Source organism: Bacteroides sp. AM54-2NS, assembly GCF_003602935.1.
GTDB lineage: Bacteria > Bacteroidota > Bacteroidia > Bacteroidales > Bacteroidaceae > Bacteroides > Bacteroides xylanisolvens.
Genome location: NZ_QTMZ01000011.1, coordinates 129,912 through 152,417, shown reverse-complemented (window position 1 = coordinate 152,417; position 22,506 = coordinate 129,912). Strand labels below are relative to the sequence as shown.

General features: G+C 40.9%; 11 protein-coding genes and 2 pseudogenes. 10 read left to right on the top strand and 3 right to left on the bottom strand.

Going from position 1 to position 22,506, the window contains the following annotated elements:
- Positions 1–799: 799 nt before the first annotated feature.
- Both DXA05_RS27360 and DXA05_RS27355 read left to right on the top strand, forming a co-directional pair.
- A complete protein-coding gene (locus DXA05_RS27360; protein WP_284515495.1) occupies positions 800–922 on the top strand; it encodes a hypothetical protein in 123 nt (40 codons plus the stop codon).
- An 83-nt stretch (positions 923–1,005) separates the two neighbouring features.
- Positions 1,006–1,233 carry a hypothetical protein gene (locus DXA05_RS27355; RefSeq protein ID WP_250700806.1) on the top strand — a complete coding sequence of 76 codons (228 nt, stop codon included), beginning with the start codon at positions 1,006–1,008 and terminating at the stop codon, positions 1,231–1,233.
- 177 nt (positions 1,234–1,410) lie between these two features.
- Here DXA05_RS27355 and DXA05_RS09470 read toward each other — a convergent pair whose 3' ends face one another.
- Together DXA05_RS09470 and DXA05_RS09465 are read right to left on the bottom strand one after the other, a co-directional pair.
- Positions 1,411–1,611, bottom strand: coding sequence for a DUF2007-related protein (locus DXA05_RS09470; RefSeq protein ID WP_004299812.1), 201 nt, complete (start codon positions 1,609–1,611; stop codon positions 1,411–1,413).
- A gap of 167 nt (positions 1,612–1,778) precedes the next feature.
- The gene (locus DXA05_RS09465) at positions 1,779–3,419 is read right to left on the bottom strand and encodes a pectate lyase (protein ID WP_128859105.1); all 1,641 of its coding nucleotides are present in this window, start codon (positions 3,417–3,419) and stop codon (positions 1,779–1,781) included.
- 282 nt (positions 3,420–3,701) lie between these two features.
- Here DXA05_RS09465 and DXA05_RS27350 point away from each other — a divergent pair, with 282 nt between their 5' ends.
- The 7 genes and pseudogenes from DXA05_RS27350 to DXA05_RS09435 all read left to right on the top strand — a co-directional run bounded on the left by DXA05_RS27350 (position 3,702) and on the right by DXA05_RS09435 (position 16,298).
- On the top strand, positions 3,702–4,037 hold the full coding sequence (locus DXA05_RS27350) for an Ig-like domain-containing protein (protein ID WP_284515494.1): 336 nt from the start codon (positions 3,702–3,704) through the stop codon (positions 4,035–4,037).
- 86 nt (positions 4,038–4,123) lie between these two features.
- On the top strand, positions 4,124–5,329 hold the full coding sequence (locus DXA05_RS09460) for a pectinesterase family protein (protein WP_284515493.1): 1,206 nt from the start codon (positions 4,124–4,126) through the stop codon (positions 5,327–5,329).
- 12 nt (positions 5,330–5,341) lie between these two features.
- Positions 5,342–7,821: pseudogene (locus DXA05_RS09455) on the top strand (glycoside hydrolase family 95 protein).
- 84 nt (positions 7,822–7,905) lie between these two features.
- The gene (locus tag DXA05_RS09450; RefSeq protein WP_175353658.1) at positions 7,906–11,184 is read left to right on the top strand and encodes a TonB-dependent receptor; all 3,279 of its coding nucleotides are present in this window, start codon (positions 7,906–7,908) and stop codon (positions 11,182–11,184) included.
- 10 nt (positions 11,185–11,194) lie between these two features.
- Complete coding sequence (locus DXA05_RS09445; RefSeq protein ID WP_004305005.1) at positions 11,195–13,270, top strand: RagB/SusD family nutrient uptake outer membrane protein; 2,076 nt, start codon at positions 11,195–11,197, stop codon at positions 13,268–13,270.
- Between the two features lie 16 nt (positions 13,271–13,286).
- On the top strand, positions 13,287–14,960 hold the full coding sequence (locus DXA05_RS09440) for a DUF5123 domain-containing protein (RefSeq protein WP_087322794.1): 1,674 nt from the start codon (positions 13,287–13,289) through the stop codon (positions 14,958–14,960).
- Positions 14,961–14,993: 33 nt separating this feature from the next.
- Complete coding sequence (locus DXA05_RS09435; RefSeq protein ID WP_128859104.1) at positions 14,994–16,298, top strand: pectinesterase family protein; 1,305 nt, start codon at positions 14,994–14,996, stop codon at positions 16,296–16,298.
- A gap of 36 nt (positions 16,299–16,334) precedes the next feature.
- On the opposite strand, the pseudogene DXA05_RS09430 reads toward DXA05_RS09435, so the two are convergent.
- Positions 16,335–20,713, bottom strand: a pseudogene (locus DXA05_RS09430) (two-component regulator propeller domain-containing protein).
- Between the two features lie 262 nt (positions 20,714–20,975).
- Between DXA05_RS09430 and DXA05_RS09425 the strand changes: the two are divergent.
- Entirely contained in the window at positions 20,976–22,466 is a 1,491-nt protein-coding gene (locus DXA05_RS09425; RefSeq protein ID WP_165861506.1) for a glycoside hydrolase family 28 protein, read from the top strand.
- Positions 22,467–22,506 lie beyond the last annotated feature (40 nt).

Below are 22,506 nucleotides of genomic sequence, written 5' to 3'. Positions count from 1 at the left end.
GTTCGCCACGGCCGTGACGAGTCTTCCCACGGCCGCGGTAGGAATTCGTCACGGCTGTGGAAAGAAGTCACCACGCGTGGGAAGGTGAAGATACCGGCACTTTAGCTGAACAATACTGCTGCCTTAGCTGAACAATACTGCTGCCTTAGCTGAACAATACTGTTACTTTAGCAGGACAATACCTGCTTCTTTAGTGAAAGATACCAGATGCGCAGCATTCATTTAACGGGGGCGACATTCGCTTCGTAGCGAGTTTATATTTTTTATACGCTCTTTGCTAATATTGAACTTCCTCTCTTTCAATACAAAACTTCCTGTATTTATTTCCGTATTTCCACTTTGTTTCGAAAAAAAAGCATATCTTTGTCATACGCTTTCTGTTCACCAGTGTGGTGAAACAGGTAAGAAGCGTTATTTATTTTGAAATAGGAATATTATTGCATTATCCCCCTCCTCTGAAATCTAGCAAGTTTCTTTTCCAAAGAGGGGTGATTCAACAGATATTCCACGTGAATGGTCGTATGTCAACATATCGATGAAAGATGTGTTATATATAAACGATTAGCGTGGATGTCTGTTGTTATCATTATCTTTTGGAAAGGTTTTGCTAGGCCTCAGAGGTGGATAATGATTCAACAGCATTCACGCTTTTATTGTACCCGGTTGGTTCATGATCCTTATAAATCCCCAACCCCAATCTCCTGTCCGCCCGGAATACAAAAAGCGCGAATGTTTGTTGAATCAACATCAACAGAGCACTATTTATTCCTTGTTGTATAACAAATTAAAAACAAACACTATGTCACAATGGATTAGCATAGAAGCGGCAGCCGAGAAATACCGACTCGAAAAAGAGTATATCTGGCTCTGGGTGGAAATGAAAAAAATCACAGTGTCTTATGAGAACGATACAGTTCCATAGATGATGATAGTATCCAGCAATTCATAAAACGGACTAAGCTGGGAATTACGTCTGAATATATCGATGAATTAGAGCAACTTTGCATGGAAAAAAACAAAACCAGCAGATTGTATGCTTCACTCTTGAATATGCGGGATCAGGAATTAATGGCAATTAGAGGCCAAAGTTCGCGACTGGACGGTTTATGGAAAATGGTGGAGGAACAATACGAAAGACTGCGATCCTTCGAGAAGAATTCTATGTCGGACAACGCTATTTGTAGCAACTGCTGGATCAGAAAGATATGCAGGAGATTGAAACGAATTCTATAATTCTGCTGTGAATTTAATCTATTAAATAACAGGCTGACAATAAAAGTACGATCTTTTTATTGTCAGCCTATTGTCATAGCTTATTGTCAGGGTGCAATGAGTTGCTAGTCACCGTATTATCCAGCCAAAACTCCTGCTGACAATAAGAACCCTCCAATTTATATGTAAACCTAAAACCTATGAAACTTTTCTGTTATTAATTACACGCATGGCCGCAGTATAGTATTCGCAAGGAACAGAAATCAAAATACTGTTTAAACCATTGTCTTTCGTTGACACTTGAATATAAGCTGCATTCAATAAACTCTTTACGCTGGCTACCTCCCAAGGACTACCAGCAAAAACTTTGACTTGAGAAATCTTTCTACTTGTAATCATGATCTTTATAGTGTGTTTTTGTTTTTACTGCGACAAAGATAAGAGAGAAAAGCAACATAGAGGTGCAATATTGTTTCATATATAGTATACAAATGATTCATTGAATCAGGATTTGTATTAATTGACCAGTTTTTTGCGTTAATAAGAGTTGTTTTCCCTCACATCATTCATTTTTTATTTTGCGTATTTGTTATTGTTTCTACAAGGCTATTGATATAAACCTCTATATTATCATAGGCAGTACTTAGATTTCTTCCGTTTGCATCATATTTGTTTGGGTTCAATCCGTTGGCGGTTTCCCATTCGTCAGACATGCCGTCATTGTCAGAATCAGTAATTTGTGGCAATGATTTTAATGTTGGCCATGCGCTCCAGTCGCTACCAGCTCCGGAAGGCTTTAGGTCTTTCTGACTATCGATAAGTCCGCCCTTAGGATAATTCTGACTTTTCCAATGGATGATACCTTTGTCGCAATGTTCACAAGGACCGTTCGGGCAGGGGGCATCTCCTAATCCGTTGTGTTCGTTCTTTCCGATGAATTGTGCCGTTCCTGTGCGTGTCTCTTCAACGATACGAGTATCTATATCATCTCGTTTGAGACTGCAACCCGCATATTTCAACACCAGTTCGTAAGCTTTTTGTGCCGTGTGGGTAGTTACCGCATCTACTTCTACCGGAGTATCCCGTTTCAGTTCATCAAGAGAGTGACCGGTGTTGTTACGGATACCAGTCCAGTTGTCTTTGTTCACTTTTGCGGCTGCTGCTTCTGTCAGTTGGTTTCCTGCCTCGAAGTAATTCCGGCTGATATGATACTGTCCCAATACCCCTTTGATCGGTGCAAAATCTCCATCAGAAGAGCTGATGTCGATAGCCATCACACGGTTGGCCACTTTGGCATCCGTAGCGGGTCCGGGTTTGTAGTAGTTGTCCACAATGTTAATACCCATTGCTGCTCCGCCATAACATCCGTTACCGCTCCAGTTATAAATAACATTATTACGCATATCAGTACGTTCCTGACCTTGATATTTTACTCCGGAACCGAAACGTGGTGTGCGACTGTCATGGTGTGCCATCAGATTATGATGATAAGAAGCGTTGACTCCTCCCCAAATACCGCCATATCCATGAGGGCCTTTGGTATGTCCCGATAAGCGGAGACTTTCTGAAATAATACACCATTGCATAGTAAAGTTAGTATTATCATAGAATGAAGCACATTCGTCAGTGCTCCAACTGATGGAACAATGGTCAATCATGATATTGTTTTTCTGGCGTCCTCCCAGAGCATCTGCACCGTCGGAAGCCGAAGAGCCCAGCAAATCCGTATCTCCCATCCGGAAACGCAGGTATCGTAGAATTACATTATCGGCCGATACATTTACTGGAAAGTGAGCCAGGCAGATACCGTCTCCGGGAGCTGTCTGTCCGGCTATCGTGACATCACCGTTCCGAATGTCCAGTGTCGATTTTAGATAAATGGTGCCGGATATACAGAAGACAATTATACGAGGCTCCTTTTGTTCGATGGCATACCGGAGGGTACCCGGTGCTTTGGAGTCTTCCAGGGATCTGACAATATATACCTTTCCGCCTCTTCCTCCTGTAGTGTTCATTCCTCCTCCTTCAGCTCCGGGAAAGGCATATGCTGTTTCTTCCACTGGTGGAGATACGGAGGGAGAATCCGGTGGAGTCTCCTGTTCTTTATTATCTTCATTGACTGAAGATGTGGAACAGGAGGAGAACGCTTCTACTTGTGTGGCAAACAGTAGTGCCACGAAAATGAATTTTACCTTGTTGTTTTTCATATCTTACCTGATTTTTTATAAAGTGTGATGATAGTGATACTGATACAAATGTAAGCGGATAGAATTTGATAGACAACTGGTTGCATAGATAGTGCACCAGATTGCACAAAAAGTCCGCAACTTTTGAATGATATTAAAAAAGTCCACGCAAACAAACAAATAGTGAGAAAGTATTCATGTTGTTCCGTATACTTTTGTAACGTGAAATAGTAACTGCTCAAGGCAGGACGACCAAATAATAATGGAATAAGAATCTATCATTAAGAATATAACAAATAATTTATGAAAGCACATTTATTCTCGAAGATGTCCCAAGGACTATTGTTGTTATCAGCTTTGCTGGCAACAAGTTGCAAGGAAAGTAGCAATAACTTTTTTGTTCCCGACCATGAAGCCCCTTCTTTGGTGTCTGTTACTCCTGCAAATGGTGAAACGGCAGAAGAAAACAATACGATTCTGCTTACTTTTAACGAGTATGTGAAAGCGGGAGAAGGGAAAGCGAATTTTAATGGCGAGGAAGTGGAGTTGACTTTCAAAGGTAAAACAGCGTCTTACGCTTATACTGCTTTGGACTATAATCAGCCTGTCAGTTCAGCCTCCCCAAAGGTGCAGTCATAGACTTTCAGGGAAATGTATTCGAAGGTGTCAGTATTCAGTTTACAATCAGAGAACGTCCTCAACCGGAAGCACGCATATTTGATGCGGTGGTCAGTCCTGACGGAAAGGGAAATTATACCAGTATACAGAAAGCAGTAGATAATGTCCCCTCGAAAAGAACGGAACCCTGGCTCATTTTCGTGATGAACGGAACGTATGAAGAACAAATTATCATTCCTGAAGACAAACCGTATATTCATCTCATCGGACAGGATGTGGATAAGACAATTGTCAAGTTACGGATTAACAGCTCAACCGAAGCCAGTGCGACTGATCCGGATGTGTGGAAGTACTCTTATAAGAACTTAGGAAAAACGGAAGCCGCTATGGTATCAGTGAAAGCTACGGATTTTTACGCAGAGAATATATCTTTTGTAAACGGATATGGCAAAGAATTGCAGAAAGGTCCTATGGCATTGGCAATGTATACCCAGAATGACCGCAACTCATTCAATAATTGCAAATTCCTCTCGTACCAAGATACCTGGCAGACCGGACCTAAATCGGATAACGGCAGACTGTATGCACAGAATTGCTGGATTGAAGGAGCCGTTGATTACTTCTATGGAAACGGGAATTGCTTCCTCGAACATTGCACCTTTTATAATATGAGGGATGGCGCAATTATTGTTGCTCCTTCTCATAAAGTAGGAACACGCTGGGGATATGTGATGAATAATTGCGTAGTGGATGGAAATGAATTGGCTGATACAGAAAGAGTCAAGTTGGGACGTCCCTGGCATAATTCTCCGATAGCTGTATATCTCAATACCATCTTTAATATAAAAATAGCTCCGGAAGGATGGACGGATATGGGAGCTATTCCTCAAATGTTTGCTGAATATAACAGTAAAGATAAAGAAGGGAATACAGTCGATTTAAGCCAGCGTAAAACGCAATATACTTACCAGGATGAACAAGAGAATCCGGTGACAGGCATTTGTCAGGCTGTTCTTTCGGCAGGTGAGGCGGCGCGGTATACATACGAAAACGTTGTTCGCGAGGGCGATAATTGGGACCCGAAGAAATATATGGAACAAGTTTCCGCACCGGAAAATCTGAAAAGAGAAAACGGAGTATTAAGTTGGGATGCTTCGAAATATGCGATTTGTTATTTGGTGATTGCAAATGATGAAACAGTACAAATAACCAAAGAAACGTCTTGTAATATTGAGACAGGAAAGACGTATCAGGTGAAGGCTGTCAGCGAGTACGGGTCTTTGAGTGAACCTCGCAGGAATGATGACAATTAAAAACTTTAAAATATGAAAACGATAAGCAAAGTATTCAGTTGTATATTGGCTTTTTCTTCTCTGTTGGGGAGTGTGGAAGGGCAAAACAGGTATAAAATATGGTATGATAAACCCGCTTCTTATTGGGAAGAAGCGCTTCCGATTGGTAATGGACGGATTGCAGCAATGGTGTTCGGTGATCCCCAACTGGAACAAATACAGTTGAACGAAGAAACAGTGTCGGCAGGCTCTCCCTACCAAAACTATAATGAAGAAGCGAAAGCGGCTTTGCCGGAAATGCGGCGGTTGATTTTTGAAGGAAAATACGAAGAAGCGCAGAACATGGCGGCAACGAAGATTCTTTCACAAGTGGGGAATGAAATGCCTTATCAGACGGTAGGTCGTCTGAATATCCGTTATCAAGACCACAAAAAGGTAAGTAATTACTACCGTGACCTGGATATAAGCAATGCAATGACTGTGACCCGCTACAAAGTAGACGGAGTGGAATTTACTGAAGAAACATTTGCATCATTTACCGATCAGCTGGTTATCAGGCATATCAAATCATCTAACCGGGAGCAATCAATTGCGAACTGTTTTTTAATACACCGATGAGAGATCCGAAGCGTAGTATCTATGGAAAGAAGGGGTTGCGTTTGGAAGGTATTACGCATGGCAGTCGTTATTTTCCGGGAAAGGTGCACTATTGCGCTGACTTGGATGTGAAAAACAAAGGCGGAGAAGTGACAATGGCTAATGATACGCTGCTTAGTGTTCAGGGCGCCAGCGAACTTACATTGTACATCTCGATGGCAACAAACTTCGTCAATTATAAAGATATATCGGGTGATCCGTATCAGCGGAATAAAACCTATCTGAAAAATGCGGAGAAGGAGTATGATAAGGCGAAAGCTGCCCATATAGCTGCTTATCAGGAGCAATTCAACCGTGTGACTTTGGATTTGGGTGAAACTTCCCAGGTTAATAAACCGATGGATGTACGTATCAAGGAGTTTTCTTCATCCTATGATCCGGCATTGATAGCGTTGTATTTCCAGTATGGACGTTACTTATTAATTGCATCTTCACAGCCCGGATGCCAGCCCGCCAACTTGCAGGGCAAATGGAATCATAACCCGGGACCTCCCTGGAGCTGCAATTATACAACGAATATTAATGCTGAAATGAATTACTGGCCGGCGGAAATCACCAACTTGGCCGAACTTCATAAACCATTCATCCAGATGGTACGTGAATTAAGCGAGAATGGGCGTGAAGCTGCGAGCCGGATGTATGGTTGTCGTGGCTGGGTATTGCATCATAATACGGATTTGTGGCGTATGACGGGTGCGGTGGACCGTCCTTATTGTGGAACGTGGCCTGTGGCTAACGCATGGCTTTGCCAGCATTTATGGGACCGTTATTTGTTTTCCGGTGATAAGAAATATTTGGAGGAAGCATATCCGATGATGAAAAGCGCTTCGGAGTTCTTTGTCGACTTTTTGGTACGCGACCCGAATACAGGTTATTTGGTTGTTACTCCTTCCAATTCACCCGAAAATTCTCCGCGCTGGATAAAGAAAAAAAGTAATCTTTTTGCAGGAATTACGATGGATAATCAGTTGGTTTTTGATTTATTTTCAAATACATGCGAAGCTGCCAAAGTGCTGAACGCAGATACCGATTTTTGTGATACATTGAAGAATATGCGCCGGCAGTTGCCTCCGATGCAGGTAGGGCAGTACGGACAATTGCAGGAATGGTTTGAAGACTGGGATCATCCTAATGATCGTCACCGGCACATCTCTCATCTTTGGGGGCTATATCCCGGTTATCAGATTTCTCCTTATCGCTCTCCGGTACTCTTTGAAGCTGCAAAAAATACATTGATACAACGGGGGGATCCTTCTACCGGTTGGTCAATGGGATGGAAAGTTTGTTTTTGGTCTCGTATGCTTGACGGGGATCATGCTTATCAGTTGATAAAGAATCAGTTGACTTATGTCAGTCCTGAAATACAGAAAGGACAGGGAGGCGGAACGTATCCTAATTTGTTCGACGCGCATCCACCTTTCCAAATAGATGGGAACTTTGGTTGCACGGCTGGTATTGCCGAAATGTTGGTGCAAAGTCATGACGGTGCGATTCATCTGTTGCCTTCGTTGCCTTCGGAATGGAAGAGCGGGACAGTGAAAGGGTTGCGTGCCCGAGGAGGTTTTTTGATTGATGAATTGACCTGGAAGGACGGTAAGCTGGTAAAAGCTGTGTTACGTTCGGAAATTGGAGGCAATCTGCGTCTGCGCTCTTACTGGAAATTGGCTGCTGAAGGAGCATCGTTGAAACAGAAGAAGGAAGAAGAAGCGAATCCGAACGCATTATTTAAAGTACAGCAAATCTCACGTCCGATGATTAGTGAGAAAGCGCCTTTAAAAGGAGTGGCATTACGTGATACTTATTTGTATGATGTGGATACACGCGAAGGAGAAGTGATAATTATTACAGTAAAATAAGGCATTCTATATAAAAAGTCCACGCTTTTGCATAAATAATGAGTGGAAAACAGCTGTAAAAGTGTGACTTTTGTAACATCAAAAATGAAACAAATTAATCAAGATAATACTATGGATGTACAAAGACATTTATTTTTGCGAAGATGCTTCGCGTATATATGTTGCTTGCTCTTGTGCTTTATAACGGCGACAACAGTATATGCACAGAAGGTATCTGTGAAAGGAACAGTGGTGGATACCAACGGCGATGCTATTATTGGTGCTAGTGTGAAGGTGTTGAAAAAGTCCTCCGTCGGTACAATTACCGACTTGGATGGAAATTTCACTTTGTCTGTTCCCGAAGATGCAACAAAGTTGGAAATTAGTTTTGTAGGAATGAAATCAGTTGTTGCGACTGTGAAACCGGGCAAACATCTGAAAGTTGTGTTGGAAGAAGACAATCAGACTTTGGACGAAGTGGTAGTGGTAGGGTACGGAACCTCACGCCGCGGAGATTTGACCGGTGCGATTTCTTCAGTGAGTGAGAAGGTTTTGAAGGATATTCCGATAACTTCTGCGGCTGCGGCTATTACAGGAAAACTGGCAGGTGTGAATGTCGTGGCTACTGATGGATCGCCCGATGCAACAATCCAGATTACAGTACGTGGTGGTGGTTCTATTACCCAGGACAATTCACCGTTATATATTGTTGACGGTTTTCAGGTGAGTAATATCAATGATATTCCTCCCGGTGATATTCAAAGCATTGATGTTTTGAAAGATGCTTCTTCTACCGCCATCTATGGAGCTAAAGGTGCGAACGGCGTTATTCTTGTTACTACAAAAAGCGGTAAGGCGGGAAAAACAGAAATCTCATTCAATGCTCACTGGGGTGTCAGTAATGTGTATAATCTGACGGGGGTACTTTCACCTTACGAATACTACTGTTATCAGAAAGAACTTGATCCGGGCACCTCTCTGACCAGTAGCATTAATTCGATGTATGGACGTTGGGACGACCGCAATATTTATCGTTCGGTAGAAGGCACGAACTGGCAGGATAAAGTATATGGAAACACCGGATTCAAACAAAGCTATAACGTTGGTATAACAGGAGGAACGGATGCCACATTGCGTTATAATTTGAGTTATACGCGGGATGATGAGAAGTACATTATGCTCAACTCCAATTATGTGAGGGATAACTTGAGTGTGAAGATGGATAAAAAGTTGAGTAACAAATTGAAGTTTGAGTTTTCCAGCCGTTTGACTAGAATGGTGATTGACGGTGCGGGTACCAATGGAGGTAAATTGAGAGATGCCGTTCTTTTCTCGCCAATCAACAGCCTTGCAAGTATAGATGCGGGAGATGCTTTGGGGGGTGAAATTGATTACTCGGATGATGCATTGTTATCATCATTGAATGATCCTGTATATAATACGGTGAATGAGTATAAGAAGCAAAACCAGTTTTCTATGACTTATAATGCCGGCTTTAACTGGGAAATTGTTAAAGGATTGACTTATCAGCTGAAAGGTAGTTACGCATACACTTATAATTATACCGATAATGTCTGGTTAAAGAAAACCGGAGAGTCGAGCTCCAATGCCGGTCAGCCCGTAGCCAAACGTACGGATGAGAAAGGTGCACGATGGAACTTGCAGAACATATTGAGTTACCGGTTCTCTCTGAAAAAGAATCACCGTCTTGATCTGATGGCCGGACATGAAATGGTGAGTAATTACAGAAATCAGATGATTGCCTCATCCAAATATTATCCTATGGATTTTACGGCGAGCGAAGTGTTGGCTATGTGGAACTATGGAGAATCCCAACCAACGTATACCACTCTTGGTGAACCTTCTCGTACGGCATCTTACTTCGGTCGTTTAAACTATGCTTTCAAAGACCGGTACATGTTCACTTTTACAGCCCGTGCCGACGGAACGAATGTGTTCGCTCCTGAAAACCGTTGGGGATTTTTCCCGGGTATGGCATTGGCATGGCGCATTTCCCAGGAAAAATTTATGAAGCAGACGGAAGACTGGCTGGATAATCTGAAACTTCGTGTGAGTTACGGGTCAGTTGGTAATGCGCGTGTCAATTCATACTGGAGACAGGATTATAAAATGGAATCTTCTGCCAATAGGCAATATTATCTAAATGAAACAGTACAGAGTGCCCTGAAATTGCAGAACACCTTGCGGAACGAGAATCTGACTTGGGAAACGAAGTTATCCTCTAATGTGGGAATAGATGCCAGCCTCTTTAATAGCCGTTTGAATGTGACGGTTGACTTCTATAATGATATAACGAAAGATTTAATCTTACGCATGGATCTTCCTTCAAATTCGGGATATGAATATCAGTATCAGAATGTAGGCCGCAGTACGAACAGGGGAGTTGAACTTACGCTTAGCGGAACGATTATCAATAGTAAAGATTTCTATCTGGGCGCTAACTTCAATATATCATTCAATAAAAATATAGTGAATAAACTGGATGGAACGGCAACCGTATTGAGTGCGCAATCCAACTGGCGACCGGATATCGGCTCTGATGATTTTCGTGCTATTGTAGGTCAGGCGGTAGGACAGATTTATGGATTCGAAGTAGAGGGCTTTTATTCTGTAGACGACTTTACGTTTGATGAGAATACGAAAAAATGGATACTGAATGAAGGGGTAGTAGACGACAGGGCTTTGTTCTCTAATGACCTGCCTAACTTTGGTCCGGGCTTTATCAAACTGAAGGATCAGAATAATGACGGTGTGATCGATGCGGATAATGACCGTAAAGTGATCGGTAGTGTACAGCCAAAGCATATTGGCGGATTCGGGCTGAATGCTGCATGGAGAGGGTTTGACTTGGCGGCAATGTTCAACTGGTCATATGGCAATAAAGTATATAATGCCAATAAGATTATGGCATCCACTCATACGAATCGTAAATATAATAATATCAGAGATTTTATGAGTTTGGAAAACCGTTGGTCGATTATTGATCCGGAAACGGGTGCCAATGTAATGTATGGTAATGACGCCAATCCGGAACGCTTTGTTGAAATCAATTCCAAAGCCTCTATCTGGATGCCTATGATGGGGCGTACGCTTGTGACGGACTGGGCGATTGAAGATGGTTCTTTTTTGCGTTGTAGTAACCTGACGTTAGGGTATACGCTTCCGGTTACTGTGACTCGTAAGCTAGGAGTCAAGAACCTGCGCGTGTATGCTACGGCCAATAACCTGTTTTGCTGGACAGCTTATTCCGGACAGGATCCTGAAGTGAGCACACAACGTTCTACCCCTTTGACTCCGGGTGTGGATTATTCTGCATATCCGAAAGCACATTCTTATGTATTCGGTCTTAATGTTACTTTTTAATACTTGAAAAATGAAAATACAGAAACTATTTTTAGCGGTTTTATCCTCCTCTGTGTTATGCACTTCGTGTATGGATAATTTTTTGGATACCGAAAGTCCTTCTATTCCAAGTGATGAGAATCTGTTTAAATCGACTGCTCTGACGGAAGCAGCCCTGATGGGTGTATATGCGACAATGACGGACACCTATATATATGGTCAGAAACTGTGTGTCAACTGGCAGGGAGCTTCTGACGTGGAGGTTGGCTCGGGTGCGTTTTCTACGGAAAACTATAATTCGACACTTCGTGATGAAGGTGCTGGCAATTTTTATGACGATAATTATAACCGGAATACCAGATGGGACAAACTTTATTATCTGGCAGAATCCGCCACTACTATCGTAGATGGTATACGTCGGTCACCGTTGATGCAATCTACTTCGGACAAGGCTGCCATGCGTAGATATTTAGGAGAGGCATTAGCACTAAAAGCGTTAGGCTATTTTGAATTGATTCGTTATTGGGGAGATGTGCCATATAAAGAGCATGCGTCTGAAAGCGGATTGGGAAATGTCTATATAGGAAAAGTGGATCGTGATATTGTTTATAATTATATCATAGAGGATTTGAAAGAGGCAATTGAATATCTGCCTTGGATGGGAGAAGAATCATATACGGTAGAACGCATGAATAAAGGTTTTGCCAAAGGACTGCTGGCAAAAGTAGCGCTATTTGCCGGAGGATGGTCTGTACGGGATGGAAATCAGTTTCCGGACTTGGATGTGGAACATCATCCGACCATTCCGGAAATGAACGGATATTTCGTCGGTCGCCCTAAGAATTGGAAAGATTATTATGAACTGGCTGCCAAACAGTGTGCGGAGATTTTGGGAGCGACTGATAATCCTCATGAGCTTGATCCCAGTTATGAGAATATTTGGTCTACTGTCAATCATCTGGAATACAACAAGTATAATGAAAACCTGTTTGAAGTTGCTTTTGGTGAAGGACAGAATGGAGATGTGGGGGCCACGATGGGATACAACCTGAACAGAGGGGTTTTTAATACCACCCAAGGTATGGGAGGGGCAGGATATGCGGCTACTACTGCTTACTATTTTTATTCATTTGATCCGGCAGACACCCGTCGGGATGTTACTTGTGTTTTCCAGGAATATATCAATGAGAATGGAAAAAATAAGGAAGTTATTCGCTGTAATCCATTAGGAGTGGCTTGTGGTAAATGGCGTTGGTATTGGATGACTGATAATTATATGAAAGTCCGTTTCCCGAAAGCTAATTCACGTATTGCTACTGGTATCAACTGGATTTTGATGCGGTATTCAGATATTTACCTGATGTTTGCGGAGGCTCAAAATGTATTGACAGGGCCGGATGCAGTTAGTCCGATTGCCGGTATGTCTCCCCGACAGGCTTTGGAAAAGGTTCGTGAAAGAGCATTTGGTACTGGTGCTCCCGAAATCACGCAGTATGACGCGGATTTCTTCACGGCTATTGTCAATGAACGGGCATGGGAGTTTGGTTGTGAATCTATTCGTCGTCAGGATTTGACACGTTGGGGATTGTTGGCGGAGAAAATAGAAGAGATGAAAATAGGTCTTTGTATGTTGTATGACTACAAGCCGGTGACTATTTTCGGGAAGACTTATCAAGTGGATGAAATACCGAGAAAAATCTATTATAAATATGAAGACTCTGATAATCCGGAATACATTGATATGTCGTCTGTTAACTTCAATGAGGATATGGGAACCGGTACTGCTTCTACATCAAAAGGACAGTATGAGTGCAACTGGATCAGTATGCAGGTGACATTGAATAAGGATGGTGATATAAATGCAACCCTGAATACTAATTATGTGAAAACAATGGCTAGAATATTGGTTTGCGGTACAGGGCTGAATGCGTCTTACGACTATTCGAATTTGTTTGGCAGGCTGAACTGGGGCGGTGAAGCCGAAGCGGAGTTCCGTAAATATTCTGTTGGTAATGGAGTGTGTAATTATCGCCATGTATTCGCTATTTATTATGAGGATGTCAATAAGACGCAAGGGTATGTTTCTAATTCGTATGGTTATAAATAATTAATGGTAGGAAAAGATGAAAAGACTAGTTAATAGATTATCCGGAGCATGCCTGTATGTACTATTGGCTTTGATAGTGGGTATGTCTTCCTGTGAGGACGATGCCAATGACTGGACAGTTAATAAGAACTATGATGCTTTGTTCCGTCCGTTGACGTTCGATAAGTCGGCTACCGATGCGACTTCGGTTACATTAAGATATTCGCAGATTGTGAATGCAAAAGTCTATATTTTTGAGTTTTATACGGACAGCTTGGAGTTTAATGCGGAAAATTATGTAAGGACAGATACGATTCTGAAAGATACATTGACTGTATTTTCAGAGAGTAATACGCCTATGAGGGTGGAATATCGTACTTTGTTTCAGGAGTTCAACGGTTCTACGCAATATTCTGTTCGTATGAAAGGAGAAGATGCGCAGGGAAAGGCAAGCACTTATGTCAGTGTAGCATTTAAAACTCCGGATGAGCAATTATTTACCGGAGTGGAAGTTACAGCTAATTCCGCAACCTTGACATGGGAAGAAACGAACAGGGTAACTCATCTGACGTTGGCTCAAATGGTGGATACGAAATATGGTGAGGAAAAACAGATTGATTTGACTTCGGAAGATATAGCGGCTTGTTCAAAAACACTCTCCGAATTGGAGAATGGAGCGACCTATCGTGTTCGGATTTATAATAATGATGCATTACGTGGTTCGTATGTATTCAAGACACTGGGATTGGGTGGTAGCGAAATCCTTTTTGTGGAGGCTACGGAAACCGGAGTCATTGATTTAAGTACATTGTTATCTAATTTTGTGAAAGAGAAAGAATGTAGCAATGTAACTGTCCAACTTACTCCGGGGGCGGTGTATAAGGTAAGTGAACTAAAGATTCCGGGATTGGATAATATTTTGTTTACCAGTACGGAAGCTAATGAAAATAATCGTCCACAGCTTATTGTGACTAATAAAATATCATTGGCTTCTCCGATACAGTCTCTGTCATTCGAGTTTGTTTGCCTGAATGGAAATGGCGAGGCCAGTTATATGACGGATTGGAAAAATAGTTCTTATGCCCAGTCTATTTCATTCACAGGCTGTGCTATACAGAACATAAAACGTACGCTTGTACGTATTAGCGATGGAAGTGGTGTGTTCATGACGGATATTACGATCGATAACTGTGTCATATCCGAAGTTGGTACGGACGGATATGGAATGATTAATTTCGGAAAAAATATCGATCAGTTGGAAAGGGTTTCTATAACGAATAGTACATTGATTAATATTGGTGACCAGTTGATGGACGTGAAAGGGGGAATCGGTGATGTGATATTGGAAAATTGTACTTTCTATAATTCTATGGATGCTAAGAAGGAATTGCCTAAAGTTTTCCGTTTCGATAATGCGGCAAGTACTCCGCCTTCTCCGAAATCTGCGACAATGCGGAATTTGATTTTCTCCGGTCCGAACAAAGGAAAGAAAATGAATAGTGGAAATGGTGCTTATGACATTTTGAACTTCTCTGATAATTGTTATATCACCTCCGACCTGCAGGAAGGCAATAACAGGTTTGAAGAAATAACGAGAATAAAACAAAGCTCGGATGACTTGTTCGTTGATCCATTAAACGGTGATTTCCATATTAAACCGGGAGCCGGGTTCGCCGGAACGGGTAATGCTGGTGATCCACGTTGGTATTAATTGATCCTATAATTGTTAGGTATAAAGAATATCATGAAGAATATTGTATTATCAATTTTATTGATGAGTGCCTGTGCAATGATTTATGCACAGGCGGACTCATCGCCTTATCAGGCTATTGTAGCTGTTGATGGTAGTGGAGATTATAAAACGGTTCAGGAAGCAATCAATGCTGTACCTGACGGACAGACGAAACCTTGGTTGATTCTGATAAAGAATGGCTTGTATAATGAGCAGGTGATTATCCCTAAGAATAAGCCATACGTACATTTAATAGGCCAGGATAAGGATAAGACCATTATTCATTTAAACTTGAATGTTGGTAGTAAACTGACCGGTAAAGAAATAGGTGGAAAAACAGCTTATTGGGAACACTCGGTTCATAATCCTTCCTCTCCAGTTTATAAATACGAGGGATCGGTAGTGGTGGTAAAAGGAGACCACTTTTATACGGAAAACATTTCGTATGTGAATGACTGGGGAGTTTTATCAGATAATGGTCCGCAGGCTTTGGCTATGAATAGTCAGGCAGATTGTGCTTCCTTTTATAATTGTAAGTTCCGTTCTTTTCAAGATACTTGGATGACTGCCAATAATGATGTCAGTCGGCACTATGTGAAAGATTGCTGGATAGAAGGCGCGGTAGACTATTTTTATGGTGGTGGTGATGTGTTGCTGGAAAACTGTACGCTTTATAATGTACGGAGTGAAGCAGTAATAGTGGCTCCTTCCCATAAAGATGCCAAATATGGTTATGCTTTTCGTAATTGCATTATAGATGGAAACAGTGAAGCGGCTGACGGACGTTTGAAGTTGGGGCGTCCATGGCATAATAATTCGAAGACGGTGTATATCAATACCATTATGCTTATCCCTGTCGCTGATGAAGGATGGACGAATATGGGAACGGTTCCCGGAATTTTTGCCGAATACAATAGTCGTGATGCACAGGGTAATGTGTTGGATTTAAGTAAACGCAAAACGGAATATCAATATAAAGACCGCCAAACCGGTAAGGAAGTATCGGGTACCTGTCAGGCAACTATAACGAAAGAGGAGGCGGACAAATATACGTACGAAAATATGATTCCGGGTAATGATGGCTGGAATCCGCGTATTATGATGGAGAAATTAGGAAGTCCGCGCAGTCTGGTTTATCAGCAAGGCACTCTTAAATGGAATCCTGTGAAGAATGCGATCGGATATATTGTATATGATGGAGAACAGATTCTCGGGACGACTACTGATACCTCTTTTCCGGTGTCGGAAGTGAATTATGCTTTGAAGGTATCTGCCGTGAATCAATATGGAACGCAAGGTAAAAAAGGTGTATTGTAATTGAATATAGAAAACTGGTAAGGAAAGGGGAGGTGCTTATGAGGCATCTCCCTTTCTTTCTTTATATTCTGTAGGAGTGACTCCCATGATTTTTTTGAAGCGCCTGCTAAAGTACTTCGGGTCATTGAAACCGGTCATATAAGCAATTTGGGAGAAACTGTATTCACTTTTTTCAATTAGCTGGGCGGCTCGTTTGATGCGCATTTCACATACGAAATCTACCGGAGTCAGCCCAACAATGGATTTTAATTTTCGGTAGAATACCGTACGGCTTAACATTAGTTTGTTGGCGAAGTCGTCGATGGTGATATCTGTATTATCCATTTGTTCCTCCATAAACGCCATTACTTGTTGCATGAATTGTTCATCGTATGGAGTCACTTGAGGTTGTGAAGGCTCCCACCCATTTATATGATCCTCTTCTTGAGTATGCTCTGACAGTTTCGATAAATATAGATCTTGTAGCTGTTTACGTTGACGGAGCAGCGACAAGATTCTGGTTTTTAAGTATGTAGAGCTGAATGGTTTGGTAATGTAGTCATCGATACCTTGTTCCAGTCCTGCTATCCGATCATCTAAAGAAGATTTTGCTGATAGTAATATAATAGGAATATGGCAGGTGTTATGATCGGCTTTGATTGCTTTCACCATGTCTAATCCATCCATGACCGGCATCATGACATCACTGATTATCAGATCCGGAATGTACTGCTGTGCATATTTTAATCCTTCTTTTCCATTTGCTGCTTCGAGAACAGTGTAAGTCTCTGACAGGATATTCCATAGGAAATGACGTAATTCATTGTTGTCTTCGACAATAAGAATGGAAGTTTTTTCATCCTCTGTGTCGGTTTTATTTTCATTCTCTGCGTATGCTGCCTTGAAGGATGTATTATCCGAATCTTCTTCAGTAGCTTGTATCGTCGGTGAATTATTGTCACTGTCGGATAAAATAAATTCGGCTTGTTGATCGTCTGCAAATGCTTTTTCTTCCTTAGGAAGTGTGACAATGAATTCACTTCCACTTCCCGGCTCGCTTTTCACTTGGATATTTCCGTGATGTAATTCTATTAATTCGCGTACCAGTGAAAGCCCAATGCCGGATGAGGCTGCAAGATATTGTATTGTGCCAGTGTTTCAAATCGATAAAATAGGGATTGTTGCTTTTCGGGAGCAATGCCAATGCCTTCATCGGATACGGAGATGGTGACTTGCTCCGAACCTGTTATCATATTTACCGTTACTTTCTTCCCGTTCGGTGTATATTTGAAGGCATTTGAAAGTAGATTGAAGAATATCTTTTCAAATTTGTCACGGTCTACCCATGCGTATATTTTGTCTGTATTAGTTTGAAGTTGGAAATCAATTCTCTTTTCTTTTGCTATAAGGTGGAAGCTTTCCATTATCTTCTGTAATTGGGAAACGAGTTCTGTCTTTTCTACCAACACTTTCATCTTCTTATTTTGGATTTTGCGGAAATCCAGTAGTTGATTAACCAGACGAAGCATACGTTCTGTGTTTTTATGTACCAAATTTAGATGTTCCCGAACTGTCGGAGAGATTGCTTCATGCGCTAGAATTTCTGATACAGGGCTGGATATTAAAGTTAAAGGAGTGCGTAATTCATGTGAAATATCAGTGAAGAAGCGTAATTTGATATTGGATAAATGTTGTTCCAAGTCAACCTGATGCCGCAAACGGTAGATATAGAACAGAATGTATACAATGATAGTAGTGAATAACACGAACATGACAATATAGAATAACCATGCCCAGTATGTTTCCCAAAAAGTGGGTAAAACATGAATGGGGAGAGTGCGTATATTATCGGTCCATACTCCGTCGCTATTGCTGGAACGGATTTGCAGTTGATATTCTCCGGCAGGTAAATTTATGTATGTTGCAGAGCGGTTATTACCGGCTTCGTTCCATTCTTCTTCCAGGCCTTGCAGACGATAGGCGTATTCGATGGCATCGGGATTTACATAATCAATGGCTGCAAATTGAAAGGTGACATTACGTTCCGAAGGATTTAGTTCCAGTTCTTTTATGTCATCAAGCGCTACATGAAGTTGACTTCCTTGTATTTTGAGTCCGGTAAATACAATAGGAGGTACATAAGAACTTTTTTTCATTTGTTCTGTGTTGATTTCAAGTATCCCTTGATTGGTTCCGAGAACGATTTTCTTTTGACTGGTTAGTGTGGGAACTGCTTCAGTGAGGTTCAGTTCTCTCTGAAAGTAATTACTTCCATAATTCTCAAATGTTCCTTGTTGTGGATTGAATTTGGATATGGAGTTTTCGGAGATTACCCATAATTGTTTTTGAGTATCTTCGAGCATTGAAAGTACCAAATCGGAAGCTAATCCGTCTTTGATTGTATAACTTTTGAATTGTATATCTTCCGTGAGCAGATTTTTAGAGATAACCTGGCTGATTCCTCCGGTGAATGTTATTACATAAGTGTTTTTTCGACTGTCAGTAAATATTTGCATGACATCATTACTGCTAAGGCTGGAATCTACGTTAGGGATACGGTTGCTATGATAGAACTTAATTTCTTCTGGCTGATCGAACTTATTGGAGAATGTAAGTAAACCATTGGTTGTGCCAATCAATAACACTCCGTTGGGGGCTTCTGCGATATGTCTTATTTTGAGTGAAGTAGAAACAGGATAGTTTTTCAGCCGGTTGCCGCTATGAATAAAGTTGGTAGAACCATCAGGTACGTGTGATAATAGGTTGAGACCACCTCCATAACATGCGATCCATATATTGTCATGGCTATCCTGAATAATACTATAGACACTATTGTTACTTAAACTGTATGTATCTTGTGGCTGATGGACGAATTGTTGTAAAAGATAAGAGTGTTCGTTTTTCTTCTTTAGAAGGATGAGGCCGTCTTTTTTGGTTCCCATCCATATATTTCCTTGTTTATCTTCCATAAAACAGTACACACTTTTTCCGAAAGTAACCTCTTGAGGGGTGATTATACCCTGTGGAGAAAGGTAGCCTTCTAATGTCCCATCCGGACGGTAAATTCTGACGTTTCCCTTTTTGGAAGCAACCCAGAGACGTTTCTGTTTGTCGGCAAGAAAAGCACGTATTTCCAATCCATTGTCTATGGGGCGTATTTTGTATTTATTGGGATAGAAAGATATTTTGTCTACGCCCCGGTCATTGGTAATCCATACATTCTGTTGCCGGTCGGTATAATAATAACGAATAGAGGGGGCAAATAGGGAAGCGGGATTGTTTTCATCTGCAAAGTATAGTTTCAGTTGATTACTGTCGCGATCATAATAGCACAAATGCCCTTTTTGAGGACTCATCCATAGTGTACCTTCATGGTCTTCAAAGATCATGTATCGGTTGTCGCGTTCATATTGGATCAGGTTTTGTATAGGAGCTGTGAAGTGCTGTTTATCTCCTGTTTGCAGATTTAGCTTTATCACACCGGAGGTATTGGCAAAGATCCAGACTTCTCCGGTTTTGTCCTGATAAAAAAAATGAGCTTCATTGGATGGCTGGGTGGCTGTCTGTATATTAAAATGCTGGAATTTTTTCTTTTCTGTATCGTATGTTATAAATCCGTTGTCAGTTCCTAAGCCGATCCTGTCATTAGAAGGGGAAATGGAAGATATGGAATAGATATCTGTGACAGAACATGGTAGTTCCTGGAATTTTATATTTCCGTTCTTGGGATCATATATTGCGATTTTTCCGGAAGTTGAGATAAGATATATTCTCTTATTATATTCTTTGACCATTTTGAACGGATAATCGCTGTTGATTCGTTTTTTTCCGATGATGGTTACTCCCTTATCTGTCATGATCCATTCGTCCCCGTCGGAATCTTCGTAAATGTCGAATATCTTGTTTCCTTTTAAATTTTGGTTGAAACTGCTGTATAAAATGATATCTTTTCCTTCTTTGCAGGTTTGCTCATTGATTCTGAAAGCATAACCTTGTTCACAGGTGATCCACGTAATTCCTTTATTTAAGGTATAGATATTGCTGACTATGTTGGTTTGTTGCAGGGATGATTCAATAGGAAGGAGTATGTCAATAAACTTCTCTGTCTGAATATCAAATAGATATGCACGGTTATCATAAGATTTGCACCATATATCTCCGTCTTTGCTTTCTGTAATATAAGAGAAACGGTTAGTCGTTAAAGTACAGCCGTCTCCCGGAAATGCTTTGTAATTTTTAAATGTGTATCCGTCGAATTTGTTTAGTCCATTCCAGGTGGCGAACCAAAGAAATCCTTTTTTGTCTTGCATTATATTCACTACTACTCCTTGCGAAAGACCATTATTGACAGAGAAGTGTTTAATCTGGCAAAGAGGTTGAGCTGCTATAGTCAGACTGGTGTATAAGCATAAAAGGAAAACATAGAGTGTCTTCATGATATTATAAATTATGTGTAGAGCAAAAATAAATAAAACTGGATTAAAAAGGAAATTTAAAATAGTGATTGAACATAAAATGCACGCTTTTGCATATTTAATCCACCTGTCTATCCTCTATCAAGCACAATTATTACCCTATAAGGGGAGAAGATACCTCGTACTTTTGTTTTGACAATTAGAACTGGTAAAATTTTAAATGAAAACTATAAATGAAACGTCTATTTATTTGTGTAGTGGGACTTGTTATAGCCGTAACCGCATGGCTCGTACCTTTAATATGAAGGAGCTTGGAGCTGATCCCCGAGGTATTGAATCTTGTACGGAGTTAATAAACCAAACGATTGAAAAAGCATCTTCTGAAGGTGGAGGAACTATTTATTTCCCGGCAGGTGTTTATTTGACAGCCACTATCTACATGAAAAATAATATAACTTTGTATGTGGAGTCCGGAGCTGTTCTTCGTTTTTCAGATCGTTTTGAAGATTATCTTCCTTTTGTGAAGATTCGTTGGGAAGGTACAGTGATGAATACTTTGTCTCCCCTGATTTATGCGCATGATGCGGAGAATTTGACTATAACCGGGCGTGGAACGTTGGACGGTAATGGATTCAAATGGTGGAGCTGGGAGAAAGAAACACGGGAGCTGATTAAAAAGAACGGAGGAAAATTGCCTGCTTTGAATAAACTACAACGAATGTGGGAAGAGGCTAATGAAGAACTGGAAATTTCGGATTATTATAAACCTTCTTTAGAGCGTCGTATGTTTCGGCCTCCTTTTATTCAGTTTTATGAATGTAACAATGTGTTGATAGAGAATGTGAAAATTGTCAATTCTCCTTTTTGGACCATAAATCCGGCTTTTTGTGATAATGTAACAGTGCATGGAGTGACGATATATAACCCTTCAAAAGACCCAAAAGGTCCCAATACGGATGGAATAAACCCTTCTTCTTGCCGGAATGTGCGTATTTCTGATTGTTTTATTAGTGTAGGGGATGATTGTATTACAATTAAATCGGGGCGTGATGCTGATGGACGGAAATATGGAAAGGCATGTGAAAATATAACGATAACTAATTGTGTTATGCTTTCCGGTCATGGAGGGGTAGTTATTGGTAGTGAAATGTCAGGCGGTGTAAGGAGAGTGACAATTTCTAATTGTGTTTTCGATGGTACGGATTCCGGTATTCGCTTGAAATCTTCTCGTGGGAGAGGAGGAGTTGTTGAAGAGCTTCGGGTAGATAATATCGTCATGAAGAATATTCAGCGGAATGCCTTCATCTTTGATTTGTTCTATGATAAAGAATCAAAAGTGGAACCTGTCAGTGAACGGACTCCTGTTTTCCGGAACATTCATTTGAGTAATATCACAGGTTCTGATATCAAGCAAATTGGTTATATTAAAGGGATTGAAGAAATGCCTGTACAAGGTTTGTCCTTTTCAAATATTAATATGAAGGCAGAGGTTGGATTTATAGTTGATATTGCTGAAGATATTCGTTTTGATAATGTGGATTTCTCTTCGCAGACTGGTTCACCGTGGCAATTCAGTAAGTGTAAGCAGATTGTTCTGAATAATGTTAGATCGAAGTATCCTGTAAACCAACACCCGATTGTTACTTTTGAAGATGTCGATAATGCTATTATTAATAATTGTTTTCAGATGACTCCTGTGAAGGATTTTTATAAAGCTAATAACAGTCATATTATTGAAGGACATAATTATTGGAAAAAAGAGAGTTTTAAATAAACAGGAACTATCATATTATTTCTGTTGAATTTTATTGTTG

Excerpts from the sequence above, each read along its gene's own strand:
- DXA05_RS27360 (WP_284515495.1), top strand. The coding sequence starts at position 800 with ATGTCACAATGGATTAGCATAGAAGCGGCAGCCGAGAAATACCGACTC.
- DXA05_RS27355 (WP_250700806.1), top strand. The coding sequence starts at position 1,006 with ATGGAAAAAAACAAAACCAGCAGATTGTATGCTTCACTCTTGAATATG.
- DXA05_RS09470 (WP_004299812.1), bottom strand. The coding sequence starts at position 1,611 with ATGATTACAAGTAGAAAGATTTCTCAAGTCAAAGTTTTTGCTGGTAGT.
- DXA05_RS09465 (WP_128859105.1), bottom strand. The coding sequence starts at position 3,419 with ATGAAAAACAACAAGGTAAAATTCATTTTCGTGGCACTACTGTTTGCC.
- DXA05_RS27350 (WP_284515494.1), top strand. The coding sequence starts at position 3,702 with ATGAAAGCACATTTATTCTCGAAGATGTCCCAAGGACTATTGTTGTTA.
- DXA05_RS09450 (WP_175353658.1), top strand. The coding sequence starts at position 7,906 with ATGAAACAAATTAATCAAGATAATACTATGGATGTACAAAGACATTTA.
- DXA05_RS09445 (WP_004305005.1), top strand. The coding sequence starts at position 11,195 with ATGAAAATACAGAAACTATTTTTAGCGGTTTTATCCTCCTCTGTGTTA.
- DXA05_RS09440 (WP_087322794.1), top strand. The coding sequence starts at position 13,287 with ATGAAAAGACTAGTTAATAGATTATCCGGAGCATGCCTGTATGTACTA.
- DXA05_RS09435 (WP_128859104.1), top strand. The coding sequence starts at position 14,994 with ATGAAGAATATTGTATTATCAATTTTATTGATGAGTGCCTGTGCAATG.
- DXA05_RS09425 (WP_165861506.1), top strand. The coding sequence starts at position 20,976 with ATGGCTCGTACCTTTAATATGAAGGAGCTTGGAGCTGATCCCCGAGGT.